This window comes from Pseudomonas sp. NFACC25 (assembly GCF_900100935.1).
Lineage (GTDB): Bacteria > Pseudomonadota > Gammaproteobacteria > Pseudomonadales > Pseudomonadaceae > Aquipseudomonas > Aquipseudomonas marginalis.
Map to the genome: position 1 here is coordinate 144,755 of NZ_FMUC01000002.1, position 22,363 is coordinate 167,117.

Here is a 22,363-nt window from a genome sequence, read left to right on the forward strand (position 1 = left end):
TAATTCACTATAATTGCCCGTCAAACCACCTCCCGTCGCCGATCCTCCCTCGGACACTTGGCAAACCTCGCCCGATAACTCCGGGTGAAATACGACGGCGACTCGAACCCGCAGGCAATGCTCACCTCCAGCACGCTCATATCGCTCTGGCGCAGCAGCTGCCGGGCTTTTTCCAGGCGCAGGCCAAGGTAGAAGTTGCTCGGGGTATCGTTCAAATGCAGGCGAAACAGACGCTCCAACTGGCGCCGGGTAACTTTGATCGCGTCGGCCAACGCCAAGGTGCTCAGGGGCGGTTCGGTGTGCTGCTCCATCTCGCCGATCACTTGCACCAGCTTCTTGTTGTTGATGCCGTAGCGCGTGGCGATCTGCATGCGCTGGTGGTCCTTGCGCGGGCGGATGCGGCCGAGTACGAACTGTTCGGAGACCTGGATCGCCAGGTCGGCGCCGTGGGCCTGGGCGATCAGGTCGAGCATCAGGTCGATGGAGGCGGTGCCGCCGGCGCAGGTGATGCGGCGGCGGTCGATTTCGAACAGTTCCTGGGTCACGCTCAGGTGCGGGTACGACTCCTTGAAGGCATCGATGGCTTCCCAGTGCAGGGTCAGGCGATGACCGTCGAGCAGGCCGGCTTCGGCGAGCACGCAGGCGCCGGTGTCGATGGCGCCGAGGGTCACGCCGTCATGGTCCAGACGGCGCAGCCAGTGCTCCAGCGCCGGCGTGGCGAACTGCAGCGGTTCGAAGCCGGCCACCACCAACAGCGTCGCACCCTTTTTCAGCGGTTCCAGCGCGGCGTCGGCGTTGACCGACATGCCATTGCTCGCCAGCACCGCGCCGCCATCGGCGCTCAGCACATGCCAGCGGTACAACTCGCCACGAAAGCGGTTGGCCACGCGTAAAGGTTCCAGTGCAGAAATAAAACCGATGGCCGAGAACCCCGGCATCAGCAGAAAGTAGAAATCCTGGGACATGGTGGCGCTCTCGTAGGACGGGCAGCGTGGCACTGTGATACTCCCGTTCTCGGGTGGATTCAAGGGGGCAGGTCGCTGCAGTGCAAGAGCTGGTCGCCGCCGTGCGTTTTGTCGCCTCCAAAGCTACGTAACTTGGCCTCACGGCGCACAAAGACGCCGGCCCCCACAATAACGACCTGCCGAGGGATCCACCATGAACCGACTGATTCGCCGCTGCGTGCTTGCACTCAGCGCCAGCGCCATCTTGAGCACGAACGTATGGGCTGCCGACGCGGCATCCTGCCAGAACGTGCGCATGGGCGTGGTGAACTGGACCGACGTCATCGCCACCAGCGCCATGACCCAAGTGCTGCTCGACGGCCTCGGCTACAAGACCAAACAAACCAGCGCCTCCCAGCAAATCATCTTCGCCGGTATCCGTGACCAGCGCCTGGACCTGTTCCTCGGCTACTGGAACCCGCTGATGACCCAGACCATCACGCCGTTCGTCGACGCCAAGCAGGTCAAAGTCCTCGACAAACCCAGCCTGGAAGACGCCCGCGCGACCCTCGCGGTGCCGACTTACCTGGCGGACAAAGGCCTGAAGACCTTTGCCGACATCGCCAAATTCGAGAAGGAGCTGGGCGGCAAGATCTACGGCATCGAGCCGGGCTCGGGGGCCAACACCCAGATCAAGGCGATGATCGCCAAGAACCAGTTCGGCCTGGGCAAGTTCCAACTGGTGGAATCCAGCGAAGCCGGCATGCTTGCCGCCGTGGACCGTGCGGTACGCCGCAAGGAAGCCGTGGTGTTCTTCGGCTGGGCGCCGCACCCGATGAACGTCAATATCGCGATGACCTACCTCACCGGCAGCGACGACGCCCTGGGCCCGAACGAAGGCATGGCCACCGTCTGGACCGTGACCGCGCCGACCTACGCCGAACAGTGCCCCAACGTGCACAAGCTGCTGACCAACCTGACCTTCACCGCCGCCGACGAGAGCCGGATGATGCAGCCGTTGCTGGATCACAAGGATGCCCTCGAGTCCGCCAGGCAGTGGCTCAAGGATCACCCCCAGGACCAGGCGCGCTGGCTCGAAGGCGTGACCACCTTCGACGGCAAACCGGCTGCAGCCAACCTGCAACTCACCAGCAAATAACCTGATTTGAACCACCGTGTCGCAGCCGCTCCTGGCTGCGAACGGCACCACTACGCCCGTAAGGAACCGCCCCATGAACCACGACGTCATCATCACCTGCGCACTCACCGGTGCTGGCGACACGACCGCCAGAAGCCCACACGTGCCGGTCACCCCCAAGCAAATCGCCGCCGCTGCGGTGGAAGCCGCCAAGGCGGGCGCCACCGTGGTGCACTGCCATGTGCGCGACCCCGAGACCGGCAAGTTCAGCCGCGACGTCGCCCTGTACCGCGAGGTGATGGAGCGCATCCGTGAGGCCGACATCGACATCATCGTCAACCTCACCGCCGGCATGGGCGGCGACCTCGAGATCGGCGGCGGCGAGCACCCGATGGAGTTCGGTCCCAATACCGACCTGGTCGGCCCGCTGACCCGCCTGGCCCATGTGGAAGAGCTGCTGCCGGAAATCTGCACCCTGGACTGCGGCACCCTGAACTTCGGTGACGGCGACACGATTTACGTCTCCACCCCGGCGCAGTTGCGGGCGGGCGCCAAGCGCATCCAGGAACTGGGCGTGAAGGCCGAGCTGGAGATCTTCGACACCGGCCACCTGTGGTTCGCCAAGCAGATGATCAAGGAAGGCCTGCTCGACAACCCGCTGTTCCAACTGTGCCTGGGCATCCCATGGGGCGCGCCGGCCGACACCACCACCATGAAGGCCATGGTCGACAACCTGCCGGCCGATGCGGTGTGGGCCGGGTTCGGGATCGGCCGCATGCAAATGCCCATGGCCGCGCAAGCGGTGCTGCTGGGCGGCAACGTGCGGGTCGGCCTGGAGGACAACCTGTGGCTGGACAAAGGCGTACTTGCCACCAACGGTCAACTGGTGGAACGCGCCGGCGAAATCCTCAGTCGCCTGGGCGCGCGGGTCATGACCCCGGCGGAGGGTCGCATCAAGATGGGCCTGACCAAACGCGGCTAACCGAATCAAAAAATGTGGGAGGAGCTTGCCCCCTCCCACAGGGAACCACCGAACGCTTTAGGAATTTGCCATGCGCTTTATCACTGAGATCAAAACCTTCGCCGCCCTGGGCAGCGGTGTCATCGGCAGCGGCTGGGTGTCCCGTGCCCTGGCCCACGGCCTGGATGTGGTGGCCTGGGACCCGGCGCCGGGTGCCGAAGCGGCGCTGCGCAAGCGCGTCTCCAATGCCTGGGGCGCCCTGGAAAAACAGGGCCTGGCACCCGGCGCATCCCAAGACCGCCTGCGCTTTGTGGCCACCATCGAAGAATGCGTGAAAGACGCCGACTTCATCCAGGAAAGCGCCCCGGAACGCCTGGAACTGAAGCTGGAATTGCACAGCAGGATCAGCGCCGCGGCCAAGCCCGATGCATTGATCGGTTCAAGTACCTCGGGGCTGTTGCCGAGTGAGTTCTACGAGGGCTCGACCCATCCGGAACGCTGTGTGGTCGGCCATCCGTTCAACCCGGTCTATCTGCTGCCGCTGGTGGAAGTGGTCGGCGGCAAGCACACCGCGCCGGAAGCGATCCAGGCCGCGATCAAGGTGTATGAATCCCTCGGCATGCGCCCGCTGCATGTGCGCAAGGAGGTCCCCGGGTTTATCGCCGACCGCTTGCTCGAAGCCCTGTGGCGCGAGGCGTTGCACCTGGTCAATGACGGCGTGGCCACCACTGGCGAGATCGACGATGCCATCCGCTTTGGCGCCGGCCTGCGCTGGTCGTTCATGGGCACCTTCCTCACCTACACCCTGGCGGGTGGCGATGCGGGCATGCGCCACTTCATGGCGCAGTTCGGCCCGGCGTTGCAATTGCCGTGGACCTACCTGCCGGCTCCGGAGCTGACCGACAAGTTGATCGACGATGTGGTCGATGGCACCAGCGACCAGCTGGGCAAACACAGCATTTCGGCGCTGGAACGCTATCGTGATGATTGCCTGCTGGCGGTGCTGGAAGCGGTGAAAACCACCAAAGCCAAGCACGGCATGACCTTCGCCGAATAACGGAACCCTCACCATGCCTGCACTGACCACCTACACCACCCCAGTCCTTGCCGACTGGGTGGACTACAACGGCCACCTGCGCGACGCGTTCTACCTGCTGATCTTCAGCTACGCCACCGACGCGCTGATGGACACCCTCGGCCTGGACAGCGAAAACCGCGAAGCCAGCGGCCATTCGCTGTTCACCCTGGAACTGCACCTGAACTACCTGCACGAAGTGAAACTCGGTGCCGAAGTGGAGGTGCACACGCAACTGATCGCCCACGATGCCAAGCGCCTGCATCTTTATCACAGCCTGCATTTAGTGGGCGATGAGAAAGAACTGGCCGGCAACGAACAGATGCTGCTGCACGTCGACCTGGCCGGTCCGCATTCGGCTCCGTTTGCCGAGGCGACATTGGAGAAACTCATTGCGATCAGCGCTGAGCAAGCCGACCTGCCAAGGCCCGCCCTCCTCGGCCGAGTGATTGGACTGCCCCCGAAAAAATAAGGAGCCATCATGCAAACCGCCGCCGCTGTTGCCGATTTCCGTACTTACCCGAAACTCTGCGACCTCGCCGATGCACAGGTGCTGGACGATCAGGTTCGCGTGATATGGGCCGATGGTCGGGTCAGCCCGTTTCACCATCAGTGGCTGCGGGACAACTGCCCGTGCACGCAATGCGTGTACAGCGTGACCCGCGAGCAAGTGCTGGAAATTGTCGATGTGGATGAAAACCTCGGCGCCATCAGCGTGCGTATCGACCAGGGCCTCCTCAGCGTGGAATGGCACGGCGGTCATCGCAGCCGGTACGATCCCGGCTGGCTGCGGGCCCATGCCTACGACGATGAATCCCGCGCCGAACGCCGGGCGGCGAAAGCAAAATCGCGGCTCTGGGACAACACCTTCGAACTGCCTATATTCGACTACGCGACGGTCATGCAAGACCCTGCGGCGCTGCTGCAATGGCTGCTGGCCTTGCGTGACGCGGGCCTGACGCAAATGCGCGGCGTACCCACCGAACCCGGCTCCCTGGCGCGTGTCGCCCAGCGTATTTCATTTATCCGCGAGAGCAATTTCGGCGTGCTGTTCAACGTGCAATCCAAGGCCGATGCCGACAGCAATGCCTACACCGCTTTCAACCTGCCCTTGCACAGTGATTTGCCGACCCGGGAGCTGCAACCGGGGCTGCAATTCCTGCATTGCCTGGTCAACGATGCCGACGGGGGCGAAAGTATTTTTGTCGATGGGTTTGCCATCGCCAATGCCCTGCGCGAGGAAGATCCCGAAGCGTTTCGTGCCTTGTGTGAAATACCCGTGGAGTTTCGCAACAAAGACCGCCACAGCGACTATCGTCGCCTCGCGCCGATCATCGCATTGGACGCCTTGGGGGATGTGGCAGAGATTCGCATGGCCAACTTCTTGCGTGGGCCGTTCGAGACGTCGGTGGCGCAGATGCCGTTGCTGTATCGGGCTTATCGACGCTTTATCGCGATGACGCGCGAGGCGCGCTTTCGGCTGGTCAAGCGCCTGGACCCGGGCGAGCTGTGGTGCTTCGATAACCGCCGCACGTTGCATGCGCGCAATGCGTTTGATCCCACCTCCGGGGCGCGGCACTTTCAGGGTTGCTATATCGACCGGGACGAACTGCTTTCACGAATCCTGGTGCTGCAGCGCTAAAAAAGCCCCGGTCCAGCCGTGACTGGATCGGGGCAGAGTGCCTTGTGTGAGCCGTACATCCCGAGGGTGACCAAACCTTCAAGCTGCTTGCTGATGGACAGTGTGCCTATTACTTCAGTGGGTAAATGGCCCGAAAACGACACGCTCATAGCCATCTGAGCCATTCGTGCATTCTGCCCTTGCCGACCGGCCGGGGGCCTACCAGAATCCAAGTCGATCCCCGCTCCCTTCACCAGGATAAACGTCATGATGCATGCGGATTTGATTGACCAGGATGACCTGCTGAGCCAACTGCGCTCCCTGGGTTTCGAGGTGTCCAGCGGCGCCAGCGCCGAACAGGCTTGCGAGTGCGCGGTACGCGGTTTGAGCGAAGCGCGGGCCAAGGCCCTCAAGGGTATGGTTGAGCAGATGTACACCGGCAGTGCGACGATTTTGCCGGCGGTGCGCCAGGCGATCGACAAGCAGTTGTTACCAGCGCTGATGCAGTTCAAGCAGAACTCCGGCGCCTGACAGACCGCTATCAGGGGGCAAGCCCCCTCCCACATCTGGCCATGTTCGTCATGACAACTCGGTCAAGTGTGGGAGGGGGCTTGCCCCCGATGCAGTCAACTCGGTTTAGAGCCGTACGCTCGCAAACGTCGACTCATTGCGCGCCTGGCTCAGCGCCGCCATCGGTCCCGACAGCGGTGACAACACCAGCGCCTGCGGAATCGGCATCATCGCCACCTGCTGGGTGGTGTTGGAGCCTACGCGCTCATCCCGTGGCGGAATGCCGAAGTATTCGCGGTAGCACTTGGAGAAGTGTGGCGTGGAGACAAACCCGCACACCGAGGCCACTTCGATGATCGACATCGGCGTTTGCTTGAGCAACTGCCGCGCGCGAATCAGGCGCAGCTTGAGGTAATAGCGCGACGGCGAGCAGTGCAGGTATTTCTGGAACAGCCGCTCCAGCTGGCGACGCGACACGGCGACGTACACCGCCAGTTCGTCGAGGTCGATCGGCTCTTCGAGGTTGGCTTCCATCAGCGCGACGATTTCCTGCAGCTTCGGCTGGTTGGTGCCCAGCATGTGCTTGAGCGGCACACGCTGGTGATCCTGTTCGTTGCGGATGCGCTCGTACACGAACATCTCGGAGATAGCCGCCGACAGTTCGCGGCCGTGGTCGCGGCTGATCAGGTGCAGCATCATGTCCAGCGGCGCGGTGCCGCCCGAACTGGTGAAGCGGTTGCGGTCGAGGGTGAACAAACGGGTGCTCATCGACACGCGCGGGAAGGCTTCCTGCATCGACGCCAGGCATTCCCAGTGCACGCTGCAATCGAAGCCGTCGAGCAGACCGGCACAGGCCAGGGCCCAGCTGCCGGTGCACACCGCGCCAAGGCGACGGGACTGGCGCGCCTGGCTTTGCAGCCACGACACATGCTCACGGGTCACGGTACGCTGGATACCCACGCCGCCGCACACAATCACAGTGTCCAGGACCGGGGCTTTGTGCATGGAGGCATCGGGGGTGATCTGCAGACCGTCGCTGGCCCATACCTGGTTGCCGTCGACACTCAGGGTTGTCCAGCGATACAGCTCGCGGCCGGACAGCTGGTTGGCCATGCGCAGCGGTTCCACGGCCGACGCCAGGGAAATCAGCGTGAAATTGTCCAGCAGCAAAAAGCCGATGGATTGAGGCGCACGGTTCTGGGGTTGGGCCCCTGAGTTGAACGACGTCATCGCGGTATCTCCTCACACAAAGCGGGTGATGGCCTCAGGCGAGGCTCTTGTTATTGCGCTCTTCATCCGGCAAGGCGAGAGGCTTTGAATTGGTAGAGCAAATGCCATGCCTAAATTTGAATGGCCATTCAACAAATCCTGAAAACGACCTGATGACGCGTCTAAATAAGCCCACGCGAGGAGTACGGGATATGGCTGAAATAGACGTCGGAGCGGCCCTGCTCAAGGTGTGTGAGCAGTTCGGTATCACTTGTGGGAAGGCGCTTTCAGCGCGTAGGAAAAGTCTGTCACCGCACGCACAGGTGACGGGTGGTCGAGGGGAAAATCGTTTGGAAGCTACTTATCTGTTTGCGACGCGCTAAAAGGTGGCGATTTTGGTTGGAGTGTTCACTTGTAGTGAGCGGGCTCGCCCCGCGCTGGGTGGCGAAGCCGCCCCAAAATCAGGCGACCGGGTTTTATCTGAAACTATGTGGTGCCTTTACCCAGCGCGGGGCAAGCCCGCTCACCACAAAGGCCCTGTTCATCACAACAAGCTAATCAGCACTCCACCGCACTGACCGCCAACCCGCCCCGGGACGTCTCCTTGTACTTGTCATGCATATCCGCCCCGGTATCGCGCATGGTGCGGATCACGCGGTCCAGGGAGATAAAGTGCTGGCCATCACCGCGCAGGGCCATCTGCGCCGCGTTGATCGCCTTCACCGCGGCAATCGCATTGCGCTCGATGCACGGCACTTGCACCAGCCCGCCCACCGGGTCGCAGGTCAGGCCGAGGTTGTGCTCAAGGCCGATCTCGGCGGCGTTGCACAGTTGCTCCGGGGTTGCGCCGAGGATCTCCGCCAGCCCGGCAGCGGCCATGGCGCAGGCCGAACCCACTTCACCCTGGCAACCGACTTCGGCGCCGGAGATCGAGGCGTTCTTCTTGCACAGGATCCCCACCGCCGCCGCACTGAGCAGGTAGTCGACCACGTTGGCTTCGGTGACTTCGTCGCTGAACTTCATGAAGTAGTGCAGCACCGCCGGAATGATCCCCGCCGCACCGTTGGTGGGCGCCGTGACCATGCGTCCACCGGCGGCGTTTTCTTCATTCACCGCCAGGGCGAACAGGTTGACCCACTCCATCGCACTCAAGGTCGAGCCGATCACATTGGGCTTGTTCAACTCCTGCAGACTGCGGTGCAACTTGGCGGCGCGACGGCGCACATTGAGGCCGCCGGGCAGGATGCCTTCGTGCTTGAGGCCCTCCTCCACGCACGCCTGCATAGCGCGCCAGAGTTTCATCAGACCACTGCGGATTTCGTCTTCGGAGCGCCAGACTTTTTCATTGGCCAGCATCAACTCGGCAACGCGCAGGTTGTGGGTCTTGCACAAGTGCAGCAGTTCCACCGCGCTGGAGAAATCATAGGGCAACTCGGTGCGGTCCATGTCTGCCACGCCGCTCTGCGCCTGGGATTCATCCACCACGAAACCACCGCCCACTGAGTAGTAGGTGTCGCGGTGCAGCTCGCCTTCATCGCCGTACACCAGCAGGGTCATGGCGTTGGGGTGGAACGGCAGGTTTTCGTCGAGCAGGCGCATGTCCCGGGCCCACACGAACGGCACGGGCAAACGCCCGTCGAGCAGCAATGTGTCGGTTTCGCGCAGGGTGTGGATGCGCAGGCCGATCTGCGACGGATCGATCGCGTCCGGCCACTCGCTCATCAAGCCCATGATGGTGGCGGTGTCGCTGCCGTGGCCGATGCCGGTGGCGGACAGCGAACCGTACAGCTGAACTTCGACACGCCTGACTTGTTCCAACAGTTCACGTTCACGTAACCCCTGGACGAACAACGCCGCGGCGCGCATGGGGCCGACGGTGTGAGAACTGGAAGGCCCGATGCCGATCTTGAACAGGTCGAAAACACTGATAGCCATTGCGGTAGAACTCCTCGATAAGCACGGCCAGGCTTGAACGAGGTGCTACGCTCAGATCGCCCAGATGGCGGCATCATCAAGCTTTTGCTGTCGCTCACGGCGTCTCACACCGACGCACCCATGCTCACCAGCGTCGCTCCCGTGCGATCGCCTGTTTCAGCCGTTTTTAGCGGTGCAGATGGGCAAAAACAGCGGTTTTACCTTGGGAAAAACCTGTAAGCGACGTCACCGACACTGGATACGACCCTCCCTGTACTGGATACGACGCCCCCTGTAGGCGTCAGATTTTCACTGGTACATGATCAGTCTCGACTCGTTTGCAAGGCACCGTGGCAGAGCTGTTGCCGCACGCTCCAACCGCAACACTTATAAAGCGCGGCGAATGCCGCCAGAAAAAACACAGGAGTCTACCCAGATGAAAGGTTCACCCTCGTTGTTGTTGGCCGCCATGCTGAGTCTGCCAGTCATGGCGCACGCCGCAGAACCGGAACAGTGCAAGACCGTCAACTTCTCCGATGTCGGCTGGACCGACATCACCGTCACGACCGCGACCACCAGCGAAATCCTCAAGGGCCTGGGCTACAAGACCAAGACCACGATGATTTCCGTTCCTGTGACCTACAAGTCCCTGGCCGACGGCAAGAACATGGACGTGTTCCTCGGCAACTGGATGCCGACCATGGAAAACGACATCAAGCAGTACCGTGATGCCGGCACCGTGGAAACCGTGCGCGCCAACCTGGAAAACGCCAAGTACACCCTGGCGGTACCCGAGGCGCTGTACAACAAGGGCCTGAAAGACTTCGCCGATATCGCCAAATTCAAGGATGAGCTGGGCGGCAAGATCTACGGCATCGAGCCGGGTAACGACGGCAACCGCACCATCCAGACGCTGATCGACAAAGACGCCTTCGGCCTCAAGACCGCCGGTTTCAAAGTGGTCGAATCCAGCGAAGCCGGGATGCTTTCCCAGGTTGAGCGCGCCACCAAGCGTGACCAGGCCATCGTGTTCCTCGGCTGGGAACCGCACCCGATGAACACCCGCTTCAAGATGAAGTACCTGACCGGAGGTGACGATTCGTTCGGCCCCAACTACGGCCAGGCCACCATCTACACCAACACCCGCAAGGGCTACACCGAGGAATGCAGCAACGTCGGTCAGTTGCTGAAAAACCTGGTGTTCACCTTGAACATGGAAAGCACCCTGATGGGTAACGTCCTGGACGACAAGATGAAGCCCGATGCCGCCGCCAAGGCCTGGCTGAAAAAGAACCCGCAAGTCCTCGACACCTGGCTCGCCGGAGTCAATACCGTCGATGGCAAACCAGGCCTGGAGGCCGTCAAAGCGTATCTCGCCAAGTAATCCCGCTGACCCCGGGGCGGTGCGCTGCCCCGGGATGTTTTCCCTCTTCGCATGTGGACATTCACTACCATGCTGACTGAACAGAAAATCCCACTAGGCCAGTACATCGCTGCCTTCGTCGAATGGTTGACCCAACACGGCGCCAACTACTTCGACGCAATCGCATCGACACTGGAAACGATGATCCACGGCGTGACGTTCGCGCTGACCTGGTTCAATCCGCTGGCATTGATCGGTCTGATTGCGCTGCTGGCTCACTTTATTCAACGTAAATGGGGACTGACTGTTTTTGTCATCGCCTCCTTCCTGCTGATCCTCAACCTGGGGTACTGGCAGGAAACCATGGAGACCCTCGCGCAGGTGCTGTTCGCCACCCTGGTCTGCGTGGTCATCGGTGTGCCGCTGGGCATTGTTGCCGCGCACAAACCGCTGTTCTACACCATGATGCGGCCGGTGCTCGATCTGATGCAGACCGTACCGACCTTCGTCTACCTCATCCCTACCCTGACCCTCTTCGGGCTGGGTGTGGTGCCTGGGTTGATTTCCACGGTGGTGTTCGCGATTGCCGCGCCGATCCGCCTGACCTACCTGGGTATCCGTGATGTACCGCAAGAGTTGATGGACGCCGGCAAGGCCTTTGGCTGCTCGCGCCGTCAGTTGCTCTCGCGCATTGAACTGCCCCACGCCATGCCGAGCATCGCTGCCGGTATTACCCAATGCATCATGCTGTCGTTGTCGATGGTGGTGATCGCCGCCCTGGTGGGCGCCGACGGCCTCGGCAAGCCGGTGGTCAACGCGCTGAACACCGCCGATATCGCCCTGGGCTTCGAAGCCGGCCTGGCGATTGTGCTGCTGGCCATCATGCTCGACCGCATCTGCAAACAACCCGACGCCAAAGTAGGGGGTGATGCATGAGCATTATCCGATTCGACAATGTCGACGTGATCTTCTCCAAAGACCCACGCGAAGCGCTCAAGCTGCTGGACCAGGGCATGAGCCGTAACGAAATCCTGAAAAAGACCGGGCAGATTGTCGGCGTTGAAAAGGCCAGCCTGGATGTGGAAAAAGGCGAGATCTGCGTGCTGATGGGCCTGTCGGGCTCCGGCAAGTCGAGCCTGCTGCGCTGCATCAACGGCCTCAACACCGTCAGCCGTGGCCAGCTGTTCGTCGAGCATGAAGGTCGCCAGATCGACATCGCCTCCTGCAGCCCCGCCGAGCTGAAAATGATGCGCACCAAGCGCATCGCCATGGTGTTCCAGAAGTTTGCCCTGATGCCCTGGCTGACGGTGCGCGAGAACATCAGCTTTGGTCTGGAAATGCAGGGCCGCCCGGAAAAAGAACGGCGCAAGCTGGTGGACGAGAAACTCGAGCTGGTGGGCCTGACCCAGTGGCGCAACAAGAAGCCCGATGAGCTGTCCGGCGGCATGCAACAACGCGTCGGCCTGGCCCGCGCGTTGGCGATGGATGCCGACATCCTGCTGATGGACGAGCCCTTCTCCGCCCTCGACCCGCTGATCCGCCAGGGCCTGCAGGACGAGTTGCTGGAACTGCAAAGCAAACTGAGCAAGACCATCGTGTTCGTCAGCCACGACCTCGACGAGGCGCTCAAGCTGGGCAGCCGCATCGCGATCATGAAAGACGGCAAGATCATCCAGTACAGCGTGCCGGAAGAGATCGTGCTGAACCCGGCGGACGACTACGTACGCACCTTCGTCGCCCATACCAACCCGCTGAACGTGCTGTGCGGCCGCAGCCTGATGCGCACGCTGGACAACTGCAAACGCGTCAACGGCTCGGTGTGCCTCGACCCGGGCGGCGATTCGTGGCTGGACCTGTCCGAAGGCAACACCATCCAGGGCGCCCGCCAGAATGGCGTGGTGATGAACCTGCAAAACTGGGCACCGGGGCAACCGGTGGAAGGTTTGGGCCGGGTACCGACCCTGGTGGATTCGAATATCGGCATGCGTGATGCGCTGCAGATTCGTTACCAGACGGGGAACAAGCTGGTGTTGCATGACAACAACCAGGTGGTGGGGATCCTCGGCGACAGTGAGCTCTACCACGCCCTGTTGGGCAAAAACCTGGGCTAACACACACTGCAAAACAACTGTGGGAGGGGGCTTGCCCCCGATAGCGGTGGATCAGTAACAGATGGACTGACTGACACACTGCAATCGGGGGCAAGCCCCCTCCCACATTTTTTGCCCCAGTGGCGTCAGTGACACCACCGGGCTTTCAACGCATCAGCTATAGACACGGCCAAGGAGCTGCCGATGGCTTTCAAACTGATCGAGCACGTCCCGGGTGATCTGTTCCTGGGCGAAGCCCATCAGGTCGTATTCCTGAGGCCCGTTGTGCAGGTACACCTCGGCCCGGTAATAGCGGGTGCGTTCTTCTTCGGGCAGGTCGCTCGGCGCCGACGAGTAAGCATCCAGGCTCACCTCATAAACGAAGGGGTTGCCCTCTTCCATCTCGATGCGCACACCGATGCAGCGCTTGGATTTACCCAGCAGCGTCTGCACTTCCAAACCTTGTTCACGCAACGCCGTCGCCGCTTCTTCCAGCGCCGGCGTGACGTGCTTGTCCATAAAGCGCTGCACAGTGCCCTGGCTCGGTTGCAGGTCGAGTGCCGTCAAGCGCTCGCTGAAGCCGCGACGCCCGCGTTCAGCCAGTTGCGCTTGCTCCTGTTCGATCGCCACGTCCTGGCGCATCGCCTTGTGCAAACCGAACATAAAGAAAATCAGCACCACCGAGAACGGCAGCCCCGCCAGCACCACCATGGTTTGCATGGCTTCGAAGTTGCCGGCAAACAGCAGGCCGATGGTCACCAGGGTGATCACCGCCGACCAGAAGATGCGCAGCCAGTGCGGCGCATCTTCATCCACATTACCGCCTTTGCAGGAAAGGTTGGCCATCATCACCGCGCCGGAATCCGCCGGGGTCAGGAACAGCACAAAGCCCACGAAGATCGACACGCCGATAACGATTTTCGACGCCGGGTAATGCTCCAGCAACTGGTAGATAGCCATGGACGGTTGTTCCAGCGCCGTCTTGCCCAACTCCACCGCACCATGGTTCAACACCAGGTCCAGCGCCGAGTTACCGAAGATCGACAGCCACGCCAGGGTAAAGCCCAGGGGAATCAGCAACACGCCGGCCACCAGTTCACGCACCGTACGGCCACGGGAAATCCGCGCGATGAACATGCCCACGAACGGTGCCCAGGAAATCCACCAGGCCCAGTAGAACAGGGTCCACAGGCCCATCCAGCGTTCGGTCTTGTCACCGTCGCCTTCGTACACATAGAGGTCGAAGGTTTTCAGCACGATGCCGTTGAGGTAGTCGCCGGTGTTCTGCACCAGGCCATTGAGCAGGTGCAGGGTCGGGCCGAACAGCAGCACGAAGATCAGCAAGCCGCTGAACAGCACGATGTTGAGGTTGGACAGGCGGCGGATGCCGTTCTCCACGCCCGACACGGCGGCGATGGTCGCCACGGTGCTCATCACAATGATCACGATCAGCAGGTTGGTGTTGCTGTGCGCCATGCCGAACAGGTTTTCCAGGCCGGACGACACCTGCATCGAACCGATGCCCAGGTTCGTTACCAGGCCCAGCAGGGTCACGAACATGCCGAAACCGTCCACCGCGTGACCGGCCGCGCCCTTCACCCAACGCTCACCCACCAGCGGGTACAACGCCGAACGCAAGGCCAGCGGCTGGTTATGCCGGTAGGCGAAGTACGCCACCGCCAGGCCGACCAGCGCATAGATCGCCCAGCCATGCAGGCCCCAGTGCAAAAAGGTCAACTGCAACGCCTGGCGTGCCGCGCCGTTGCTGGCGGCGGCGCCTTCGGGCGGGTTGAAGTAGTGATCCAGTGGCTCGGAGGCACCGAAGTACAGCAACGAGATACCGATGCCCGACGAGAACAGCATGCCGGCCCAGGCGCCGTAGCTGAAGTCCGGGGTGTCGTCCTTGCTGCCCAGTTTCAACTTGCCATAGGACGAAAACGCCAGGCCGACCACAAACACCAGGTAAGCGGCGATGACCACCATGTAGTACCAGCCGAAGCTTTTGGAAAGCCAGGCCTGGGCTACGCCGAGCATGCGCCCGGCCTCCTGCGGGGCGATGATCAGAATGGCGGTCAACAACAGAATCAGTGCGGTGGAGGTGTAGAACACCCAACCGTTGACCCGTACCTTTTCCGGCGGGGTCTTTATAAGAGAGGCAGAACTCATGGCGCAGATGCTCCGGGCAGTGCGAGAGAGAAACACAAGGCAGCGGTTATCCCGACCTATCGATTTTTCGGCAGTCGACGGACGGGTGTTATAAAGACACCCCGAAAATCCTTGAGCCCCACCAGGCAGTGGGCAGGCCTTGATACCGCCTGTTTCAAAGGTTTTTGCAGGTGCCGGATGTCGCGGCCCTCACGTAGGAAATACCTGTAGACAGCGACCATTTGTCGCAGAGCTTATTCTTTGTTGATTGAACGTTCAATCAAAACAAAATAGACTGGCCTTCAAGTCGACGAACGTTCATCGCCCGTCGGCAGGCCTAAGGAGAGGTGCTACATGCCCAAGGTCGGTATGCAACCCATACGCCGCCAACAGTTGATCGAAGCCACGTTGACGGCCATCGACCAGGTCGGAATGGGAGATGCCAGCATTGCGCTGATCGCCCGTTTGGCCGGGGTCTCGAACGGCATCATCAGTCACTACTTTCAGGACAAGAACGGCCTGATCGCCGCGACGATGCGCTACCTGATGAACATGCTGATCGAGAACGTCCACGAACGCAGGCTTGCGCTGAAGGACGACAGCCCACGGGCGCACCTCCGGGTGATCATCGAGGGCAACTTCGACGCCAGCCAGGTCAATGGCCCGGCAATGAAAACCTGGCTGGCCTTCTGGGCCACCAGCATGCATCACCCGTCATTGCACAGGTTGCAGCGGATCAACGATCAACGTCTGTATTCCAACCTGTGCTGCCAGTTCCGCCGAGTGCTGCCGCTGCCGCACGCACGCAAAGCAGCCAGAGGCCTGGCGGCCCTGATCGACGGTTTGTGGTTGCGCGGTGCCCTGTCGGGGGACGCTTTCGACACGGCGCAGGCGCAACGGATCGCTTACGAATACATGGATTTCCAATTGGCCAAGCAGGTGAGTTAGAGCCCTTATAAACGCTCAACCCCTGAACGTCCGCCGCCCAGTGTTGCCACACCCTCATGGCCCACTTTGCGGTGGGTAACGCCAACCACTTATGCACTTGCGAGGACTTTATGGCCCGTTTCGACCTGCAAAAACTCTACATTGACGGCGGCTACAGCGACGCTGGCAGCGATGCCACCTTCGACGCCATCAACCCGGCTAACGGTGAAGTTCTCGCCCAAGTGCAACGCGCCACGTTCGACGACGTTGAACGTGCCGTGGTCAGCGCGGAAAAAGGCCAGAAAATCTGGGCCGCCATGACCGCCATGGAGCGTTCGCGCATCCTGCGTCGTGCCGTCGACATCCTGCGCGAGCGCAACGACGAACTGGCCGCCCTGGAAACCCTGGACACCGGTAAAGCCTTCTCCGAAACCCAGTACGTCGACATCGTCACCGGCGCCGACGTGCTGGAATACTACGCAGGCCTGGTACCGGCCATCGAAGGCGAGCAGATCCCGCTGCGCGACACCTCGTTCGTCTACACCCGCCGCGAGCCCCTGGGCGTGGTCGCCGGTATCGGCGCCTGGAACTACCCGATCCAGATCGCCCTGTGGAAATCCGCACCGGCCCTGGCCGCCGGCAACGCGATGATCTTCAAGCCAAGCGAAGTCACCTCGCTGACCACCCTGAAACTGGCCGAGATCTACACCGAAGCCGGCGTTCCAGCAGGCGTGTTCAACGTCTTGACCGGCAGCGGCCGTGAAGTCGGCACCTGGCTGACCGAGCACCCGCGCATCGAGAAAGTCTCGTTCACCGGCGGCACCGACACCGGCAAGAAAGTCATGGCCAGCGCTTCGAGCTCGTCGCTCAAGGAAGTGACCATGGAACTGGGCGGCAAGTCGCCGCTGATCGTGTTCGAAGACGCCGACCTGGATCGTGCGGCCGACATCGCGATGATGGCCAACTTCTACAGCTCCGGCCAGGTCTGCACCAATGGCACCCGCGTGTTCGTGCCCAAGCACCTGCAAGCGGCATTCGAAGCCAAGATCGTTGAGCGTGTTGCGCGCATCCGCGTTGGCGACCCGCAGGACGCCAACACCAACTTCGGTCCGCTGGTCAGCTTCGCCCACATGGAAAGCGTGCTGGGCTACATCGCCAAAGGCAAGGAAGAAGGCGCCCGCGTGCTGTGCGGCGGCGACCGCCTGACCGACGGCGACCTGGCCAAAGGCGCCTTTGTGGCCCCGACCGTGTTCACCGACTGCACCGACGAGATGACCATCGTCCGTGAAGAAATCTTCGGCCCGGTGATGAGCATCCTCACCTACGAAACCGAAGAAGAAGTGATCCGCCGCGCCAACGACACCGACTTCGGCCTGGCTGCGGGCCTTGTGACCAAGGACCTGAACCGCGCCCACCGCGTGATTCACCAGCTGGAAGCGGGCATCTGCTGGATCAACGCCTGGGGCGAATCCGACGCGAAGATGCCGGTGGGTGGCTACAAGCAATCCGGTGTGGGCCGTGAAAACGGCATCAGCTCGCTGAACAACTTCACCCGCATCAAATCGGTACAGGTTGAGCTGGGCGACTACGCCTCGGTGTTCTAAGACCCGGGTTTTGTCGTGCCTTTGAGGCCGTCATCGGGGCAGGCCCCCGATGAGGCCCGACCTGCTGACCACACTTCAAAGAGGGTGCATTTATGTCCCAAGAATACGACTACATCATTGTGGGTGCCGGCTCCGCCGGTAACACCCTGGCAACCCGCCTGACCGAAGACGAAGGCGTCACCGTCCTGCTGCTGGAAGCCGGCGGCCCCGACTACCGCCTCGACTTCCGTACCCAGATGCCCGCCGCCCTGGCCTTCCCGCTGCAAGGCCGGCGCTACAACTGGGCCTACGAAACCGATCCGGAGCCACACATGGACGGCCGCCGGATGGAATGCGGTCGCGGCAAGGGCCTGGGTGGCTCTTCGCTGATCAACGGCATGTGCTACATCCGTGGCAACGCCATGGACTACGACAACTGGTCGAAACTGCCAGGCCTGGAAGACTGGAGCTACCTCGACTGCCTGCCGTATTTCCGCAAGGCCGAAACCCGCGACATCGGCCCCAACGACTGGCACGGCGGCGATGGCCCGGTCAGCGTGACCACGCCTAAAGCCGGCAACAACCCGCTGTTCCACGCCATGGTGGAAGCGGGCGTGCAGGCCGGTTACCCGCGCACCGAAGACTTGAACGGCTACCAGCAGGAAGGCTTCGGCCCGATGGACCGCACCGTCACGCCTAACGGCCGTCGCGCCAGCACCGCGCGCGGTTACCTGGACATAGCCAAGAAGCGCTCCACACTGACCATCGTCACCCACGCCCTCACCGACAAGGTGTTGTTCGAAGGCAAGCGTGCCGTTGGCGTGCGTTACCTGATCGGTGCCGCCGAAGAGCGCGTGGAAGCCCGTGCGCGTAAAGAAGTGCTGGTGTGCAGCGGCGCAATCGCTTCGCCGCAGCTGCTGCAACGCTCCGGCGTCGGCCCGGCCAAGCTGCTGGAAAGCCTCGACATCCCGGTGGTCCACGACCTGCCCGGCGTCGGCGAAAACCTGCAGGACCACCTTGAGCTGTACCTGCAATATGCATGCACCCAGCCGGTGTCGCTGTACCCGTCGCTGCTCTGGTACAACCAGCCGGCCATCGGTGCAGAGTGGCTGTTCAACGGCACCGGCATCGGCGCCAGCAACCAGTTCGAAGCGGGTGGTTTTATCCGTACCCGTGAAGAATTCGAATGGCCGAACATCCAGTACCACTTCCTCCCGGTCGCGATTAACTACAACGGCAGCAACGGTGTGAAAGAGCACGGTTTCCAGGCGCACATGGGCTCCATGCGCTCGCCGAGCCGTGGCCGCGTGCAACTGAAGTCGAAGAACCCACGGGACTACCCGAGCATCCTCTTCAACTACATGGCCACCGAGCAGGACTGGCAGGAATTCCGCGACGGCATCCGCCTGACCCGTGAAATCATGCAGCAGCCGGCACTGGACCCGTACCGTGGCCGCGAAATCAGCCCGGGCATCGAGGTGCAAACCGATGAGCAGTTGGACAAGTTCATCCGCGAGCACGCCGAGACCGCGTTCCACCCGTCCTGCTCATGCAAGATGGGCGACGACGAGATGGCCGTGGTCGATGGCGAAGGCCGCGTGCATGGCATGCAGGGCCTGCGCGTAGTCGATGCGTCGATCATGCCGATCATCACCACCGGCAACCTGAACGCACCGACGATCATGATCGCCGAGAAAATCGCCGACAAGATCCGTGGCCGCCAGCCGCTGCCGCGCAGCACTGCCGACTACTACGTGGCCGGCGATGCGCCGGTACGTGGCAAGCCGTTGCGTGAAGTGGGACCATTGGCGCAATAACGCCAAACCCTGTGGTGAGCGGGCTTGCCCCGCGCTGGAGTGCGCAGCGCTCCCAAGCTTTTGGGGGCCGCTGCGCAGCCCAACGCGGGGCAAGCCCGCTCGCCACAGGGGCACTTGCCACAAAGAATCACCTCTCCTTGATCGCTCCCCAGCCCCGGCCTACTCTGTGTGCCTGCCCGCGCTGAGCCGCCCACAAGGAAGGCCCCATGTTCGAACACCACGCCACACTCAAGCAGCACTTCAGTGCCCTGCGCACCACCGCCGAATTTTTCTCCCTGCGTTACGTGCGCGAGTCCGGCCAGTACCTGTCGGTGCGCAAGAACGTCGCCGAACCGCCGCACCTGAACCACGACGAAGGCGCCATGCTCACCGTGCGTTTGAACGGTGTGGAAACCTACGCCGCGACCCACGATATTTCCCTGCCTGGCCTGCAAGCCGCCCTCGAGCGCGCCGAACAGCAAGCACGCCTGATAAAACCTCACGCCCTGCTCGACCTGCGCGACCAACCGGTGTCCAGCGACGTCGCCGACTACCTGTCGCCGCACCTCGAGCACGCCTTCCCGTCCTTGAGCGACTGCTACCAACTGCTCGGCGATGAGTCCTCTGCGGTGCCCCAGGACGAGCGCCTGGTGAACTGGGAAGTCAGCCTCGGCCTGACCCATGTCGAGCAGATCTACCTCAACAGTGCCGGCGCCGAACTGCGCCAGGCCCAGCGGTTTGTGTTCCCCGGCGTCAACGTCACCGCCTACGACGGCACCGACAGCCAATCGCGCACCCTCGGCGGCAGTAACTTCGGCCAGCAAGGCGGGTTTGACGTGATCAGCCGCTTCGGCCTGGTGGGCGCCGCGCCGCGCATTGCCGACGAAGCCCTGCAACTGCTGCTGGCGCCCAACACGCCCCAGGGCCCGCGCGACCTGCTGCTGATGCCCGACCAGATGATCCTGCAGATCCACGAGTCCATCGGCCACCCCCTGGAACTCGACCGCATTCTCGGCGACGAGCGCAATTACGCCGGCACCAGTTTTGTGAAGGCCAGCGACTTCGGCCAGCTGCAATACGGCTCCAAGCTGTTGAACGTGACGTTCGACCCGGACATTCCCGAGCAACTGGCCAGCTACGGCCATGACGACGACGGCACCGCCGCCAGCAAGCAATTCCTGATCCGCGAAGGGCTGCTGCTCAAGCCGCTGGGTGGGGCGTTGTCGCAGTTCCGTTCGGGCATGGGCGGCGTGGCCAACAGCCGCGCCAGCAGCTGGAACCGCGCGCCGATCGACCGCATGGCCAACCTGAATATCGAAGCCGGCGATAAGAGCCTGGCGCAACTGATCGGCGGCATCGACAGCGGCATCCTGATGTCGACCAACCGCTCGTGGTCCATCGACGATGCGCGCAACAAGTTCCAGTTCGGCTGCGAGTGGGGCCAGTTGATTGAAAACGGCGAGCTCAAGGGCGTGGTAAAGAACCCCAACTACCGGGCGATTTCCGCGCAGTTCTGGCGCAACCTCAGCGCCGTGGGCGACGCCAGCACCTTCAAGGTGCTGGGCACGCCGAACTGCGGCAAGGGCGAGCCCAACCAGGTGATCCGCGTCGGCCATGCGTCGCCGGCCTGTGTGTTCAGCAACGTTGACGTATTTGGAGGAGATGCCGAATGAACACCTTCAAGGCATTGGTGCAGTGGCTCAAGCAGGCCATCACCGACAAGGAACAATTCCACCTGGGCTATGCGGCAGAATCGTCCGAGTTCGTGCGCTTCAACCACGCCAAGGTGCGTCAGGCCGGGCACGTGCAGCAGGCCAGCCTCAACCTCAAGCTGATCAACGATGGCCGCCATGCCGACCTCGGCATCACCCTGGCCGGCGAGCCCGAGCTGGATCGCCAGCGCCTCGCCGATGGCCTGCGGCAATTGCGCGAAACCCTGCCGCTGCTGCCCCATGACCCGTACCTGCTGCTCAACCACAACGCCTGGCAAAGCCACCACGAACAGGCCCGCCCCTTGCCCGACCTGGCCCAGGTACTGGAAGAAATCAGCCAGGCCGCCGATGGCCTCGACCTGGTCGGCTTCTATGCCGCCGGCCCGATCAGCCGGGGCTTCGCCAGTTCGGACGGTGCGTTTGGCTGGCATCAGGCCAATAGCTTCAACTTCGATTTCAGCCTGTTCCACGCCAATGGCGAGGCTGTAAAAGCCAGCTACGCCGGCGACGCCTGGGACAGCGCCGAGTTCGCCCGGCGCTTCCAGCTGGCGCGTGAACAGCTGGAATTCCTCGGCCGCCCGCTGCACACCGTGGCGCCCGGGCAGTACCGCGCCTACCTCGCGCCGGCGGCGTTGGAAGAAATCATCAGCATCATCACCTGGGGTGGTTTTTCCGCCCAGGCCATCGCCAGCAAAGGCAGCTCGTTGCAACGGCTGTATGCCCGCGAGCAGTCCTTGAGCCCCCTGGTGACGGTGAAAGAACATATCACCGACTCCCTGAGCCAGGCGTTCTCCAGCGAAGGCTACCCGCGCAGTGACGTCACCCTGATCAATGCCGGCCAGGCCGAGGGCCAACTGGTGAACTCCCGCAGCGCCGCCGAATATGGCCTCAGCGCCAACGGCGCCAGCGGCGATGAGTCACCGAGCGCCTTGCAGATCGCGGCGGGCAACCTGGCCCAGGCCGAGATCCTCAAGCAACTGGGCACCGGGCTCTACATCAGCAACCTGTGGTACCTGAACTACTCCGACCTGCCCGCCGCACGCCTGACCGGCATGACGCGCTTCGCCACGTTCTGGGTGGAAGACGGCGAGATCAAGGCGCCGGTCAGCACCATGCGTTTTGATGACAGCGTCTACCAGTTGCTCGGTTCGCAACTGGAAGCGCTGACCGCCGAGCGGGAACTGCTGTTGTCGGCCAGCACTTATAGCCAGCGCAATACCGCGTCCAACCTGTTACCGGGTGCCCTGGTTAAACGCCTGACCCTGACCCTGTAGATACACCCCCCTGTGGGAGCAGGCTTGCCCTCTCCCACCTTGTCCTGTGCTGATTTCAGACATCCCGGTTTCAGCCCTTCCTACCGTAGATTCTCTTCCTC

18 protein-coding genes are annotated in these 22,363 nt (G+C 62.2%); 14 read left to right on the top strand and 4 right to left on the bottom strand.

What is annotated here, in order from left to right:
• Positions 1-20: 20 nt before the first annotated feature.
• On the bottom strand, positions 21-965 hold the full coding sequence (locus tag BLQ09_RS04740; RefSeq protein ID WP_027606007.1) for a GlxA family transcriptional regulator: 945 nt from the start codon (positions 963-965) through the stop codon (positions 21-23).
• A gap of 193 nt (positions 966-1,158) precedes the next feature.
• Here BLQ09_RS04740 and BLQ09_RS04745 point away from each other — a divergent pair, with 193 nt between their 5' ends.
• From BLQ09_RS04745 to BLQ09_RS04775, 6 genes are all read left to right on the top strand, one after another.
• On the top strand, positions 1,159-2,103 hold the full coding sequence (locus BLQ09_RS04745) for a choline ABC transporter substrate-binding protein (RefSeq protein WP_065947495.1): 945 nt from the start codon (positions 1,159-1,161) through the stop codon (positions 2,101-2,103).
• Between the two features lie 73 nt (positions 2,104-2,176).
• Positions 2,177-3,064 carry a 3-dehydrocarnitine:acetyl-CoA trimethylamine transferase CdhC gene (locus BLQ09_RS04750; protein ID WP_027606009.1) on the top strand — a complete coding sequence of 296 codons (888 nt, stop codon included), beginning with the start codon at positions 2,177-2,179 and terminating at the stop codon, positions 3,062-3,064.
• A gap of 70 nt (positions 3,065-3,134) precedes the next feature.
• Positions 3,135-4,100, top strand: a complete 966-nt coding sequence (locus BLQ09_RS04755) for an L-carnitine dehydrogenase (RefSeq protein WP_027606010.1) — start codon at positions 3,135-3,137, stop codon at positions 4,098-4,100.
• A 13-nt stretch (positions 4,101-4,113) separates the two neighbouring features.
• Positions 4,114-4,590: a thioesterase family protein gene (locus BLQ09_RS04760; protein ID WP_027606011.1), complete on the top strand. Its 477-nt coding sequence runs from the start codon at positions 4,114-4,116 to the stop codon at positions 4,588-4,590.
• A 9-nt stretch (positions 4,591-4,599) separates the two neighbouring features.
• Positions 4,600-5,760, top strand: a complete 1,161-nt coding sequence (locus tag BLQ09_RS04765) for a gamma-butyrobetaine dioxygenase (RefSeq protein ID WP_092355618.1) — start codon at positions 4,600-4,602, stop codon at positions 5,758-5,760.
• A 246-nt stretch (positions 5,761-6,006) separates the two neighbouring features.
• Entirely contained in the window at positions 6,007-6,270 is a 264-nt protein-coding gene (locus tag BLQ09_RS04775; RefSeq protein ID WP_027606014.1) for a hypothetical protein, read from the top strand.
• A 105-nt stretch (positions 6,271-6,375) separates the two neighbouring features.
• Here the strand turns inward: BLQ09_RS04775 and BLQ09_RS04780 are convergent, their stop codons facing one another.
• Both BLQ09_RS04780 and BLQ09_RS04785 read right to left on the bottom strand, forming a co-directional pair.
• A complete protein-coding gene (locus BLQ09_RS04780) occupies positions 6,376-7,479 on the bottom strand; it encodes a choline metabolism transcriptional regulator GbdR (protein WP_027606015.1) in 1,104 nt (367 codons plus the stop codon).
• A gap of 537 nt (positions 7,480-8,016) precedes the next feature.
• Positions 8,017-9,393: an L-serine ammonia-lyase gene (locus tag BLQ09_RS04785; protein WP_092355621.1), complete on the bottom strand. Its 1,377-nt coding sequence runs from the start codon at positions 9,391-9,393 to the stop codon at positions 8,017-8,019.
• A 415-nt stretch (positions 9,394-9,808) separates the two neighbouring features.
• Between BLQ09_RS04785 and BLQ09_RS04790 the strand changes: the two genes are divergently transcribed.
• The 3 genes from BLQ09_RS04790 to choV all read left to right on the top strand — a co-directional run bounded on the left by BLQ09_RS04790 (position 9,809) and on the right by choV (position 12,846).
• Positions 9,809-10,756 (top strand): choline ABC transporter substrate-binding protein, encoded by a 948-nt coding sequence (locus tag BLQ09_RS04790; RefSeq protein WP_027606017.1) that lies wholly within the window; start codon positions 9,809-9,811, stop codon positions 10,754-10,756.
• Positions 10,757-10,825: 69 nt separating this feature from the next.
• Positions 10,826-11,671 (top strand): choline ABC transporter permease subunit, encoded by an 846-nt coding sequence (gene choW / locus BLQ09_RS04795; protein ID WP_016972877.1) that lies wholly within the window; start codon positions 10,826-10,828, stop codon positions 11,669-11,671.
• Positions 11,668-12,846, top strand: coding sequence for a choline ABC transporter ATP-binding protein (gene choV, locus BLQ09_RS04800; RefSeq protein WP_027606018.1), 1,179 nt, complete (start codon positions 11,668-11,670; stop codon positions 12,844-12,846). The genes choW and choV overlap by 4 nt, the downstream gene beginning before the upstream one ends.
• 153 nt (positions 12,847-12,999) lie before the next feature.
• On the opposite strand, the gene BLQ09_RS04805 is transcribed toward choV, so the two are convergent.
• A complete protein-coding gene (locus BLQ09_RS04805) occupies positions 13,000-14,934 on the bottom strand; it encodes a BCCT family transporter (protein WP_223841653.1) in 1,935 nt (644 codons plus the stop codon).
• A gap of 390 nt (positions 14,935-15,324) precedes the next feature.
• Between BLQ09_RS04805 and betI the strand changes: the two genes are divergently transcribed.
• The 5 genes from betI to BLQ09_RS04830 all read left to right on the top strand — a co-directional run bounded on the left by betI (position 15,325) and on the right by BLQ09_RS04830 (position 22,262).
• Positions 15,325-15,918 carry a transcriptional regulator BetI gene (betI, locus tag BLQ09_RS04810; protein WP_027606020.1) on the top strand — a complete coding sequence of 198 codons (594 nt, stop codon included), beginning with the start codon at positions 15,325-15,327 and terminating at the stop codon, positions 15,916-15,918.
• Between the two features lie 110 nt (positions 15,919-16,028).
• The gene (gene betB / locus BLQ09_RS04815; protein WP_027606021.1) at positions 16,029-17,501 is read left to right on the top strand and encodes a betaine-aldehyde dehydrogenase; all 1,473 of its coding nucleotides are present in this window, start codon (positions 16,029-16,031) and stop codon (positions 17,499-17,501) included.
• 92 nt (positions 17,502-17,593) lie between these two features.
• Positions 17,594-19,297: a choline dehydrogenase gene (betA, locus tag BLQ09_RS04820; RefSeq protein WP_027606022.1), complete on the top strand. Its 1,704-nt coding sequence runs from the start codon at positions 17,594-17,596 to the stop codon at positions 19,295-19,297.
• A gap of 206 nt (positions 19,298-19,503) precedes the next feature.
• Positions 19,504-20,949 (top strand): TldD/PmbA family protein, encoded by a 1,446-nt coding sequence (locus BLQ09_RS04825; protein WP_027606023.1) that lies wholly within the window; start codon positions 19,504-19,506, stop codon positions 20,947-20,949.
• Entirely contained in the window at positions 20,946-22,262 is a 1,317-nt protein-coding gene (locus BLQ09_RS04830; protein ID WP_027606024.1) for a TldD/PmbA family protein, read from the top strand. The genes BLQ09_RS04825 and BLQ09_RS04830 overlap by 4 nt, the downstream gene beginning before the upstream one ends.
• The last annotated feature ends 101 nt before the right edge of the window (positions 22,263-22,363 follow it).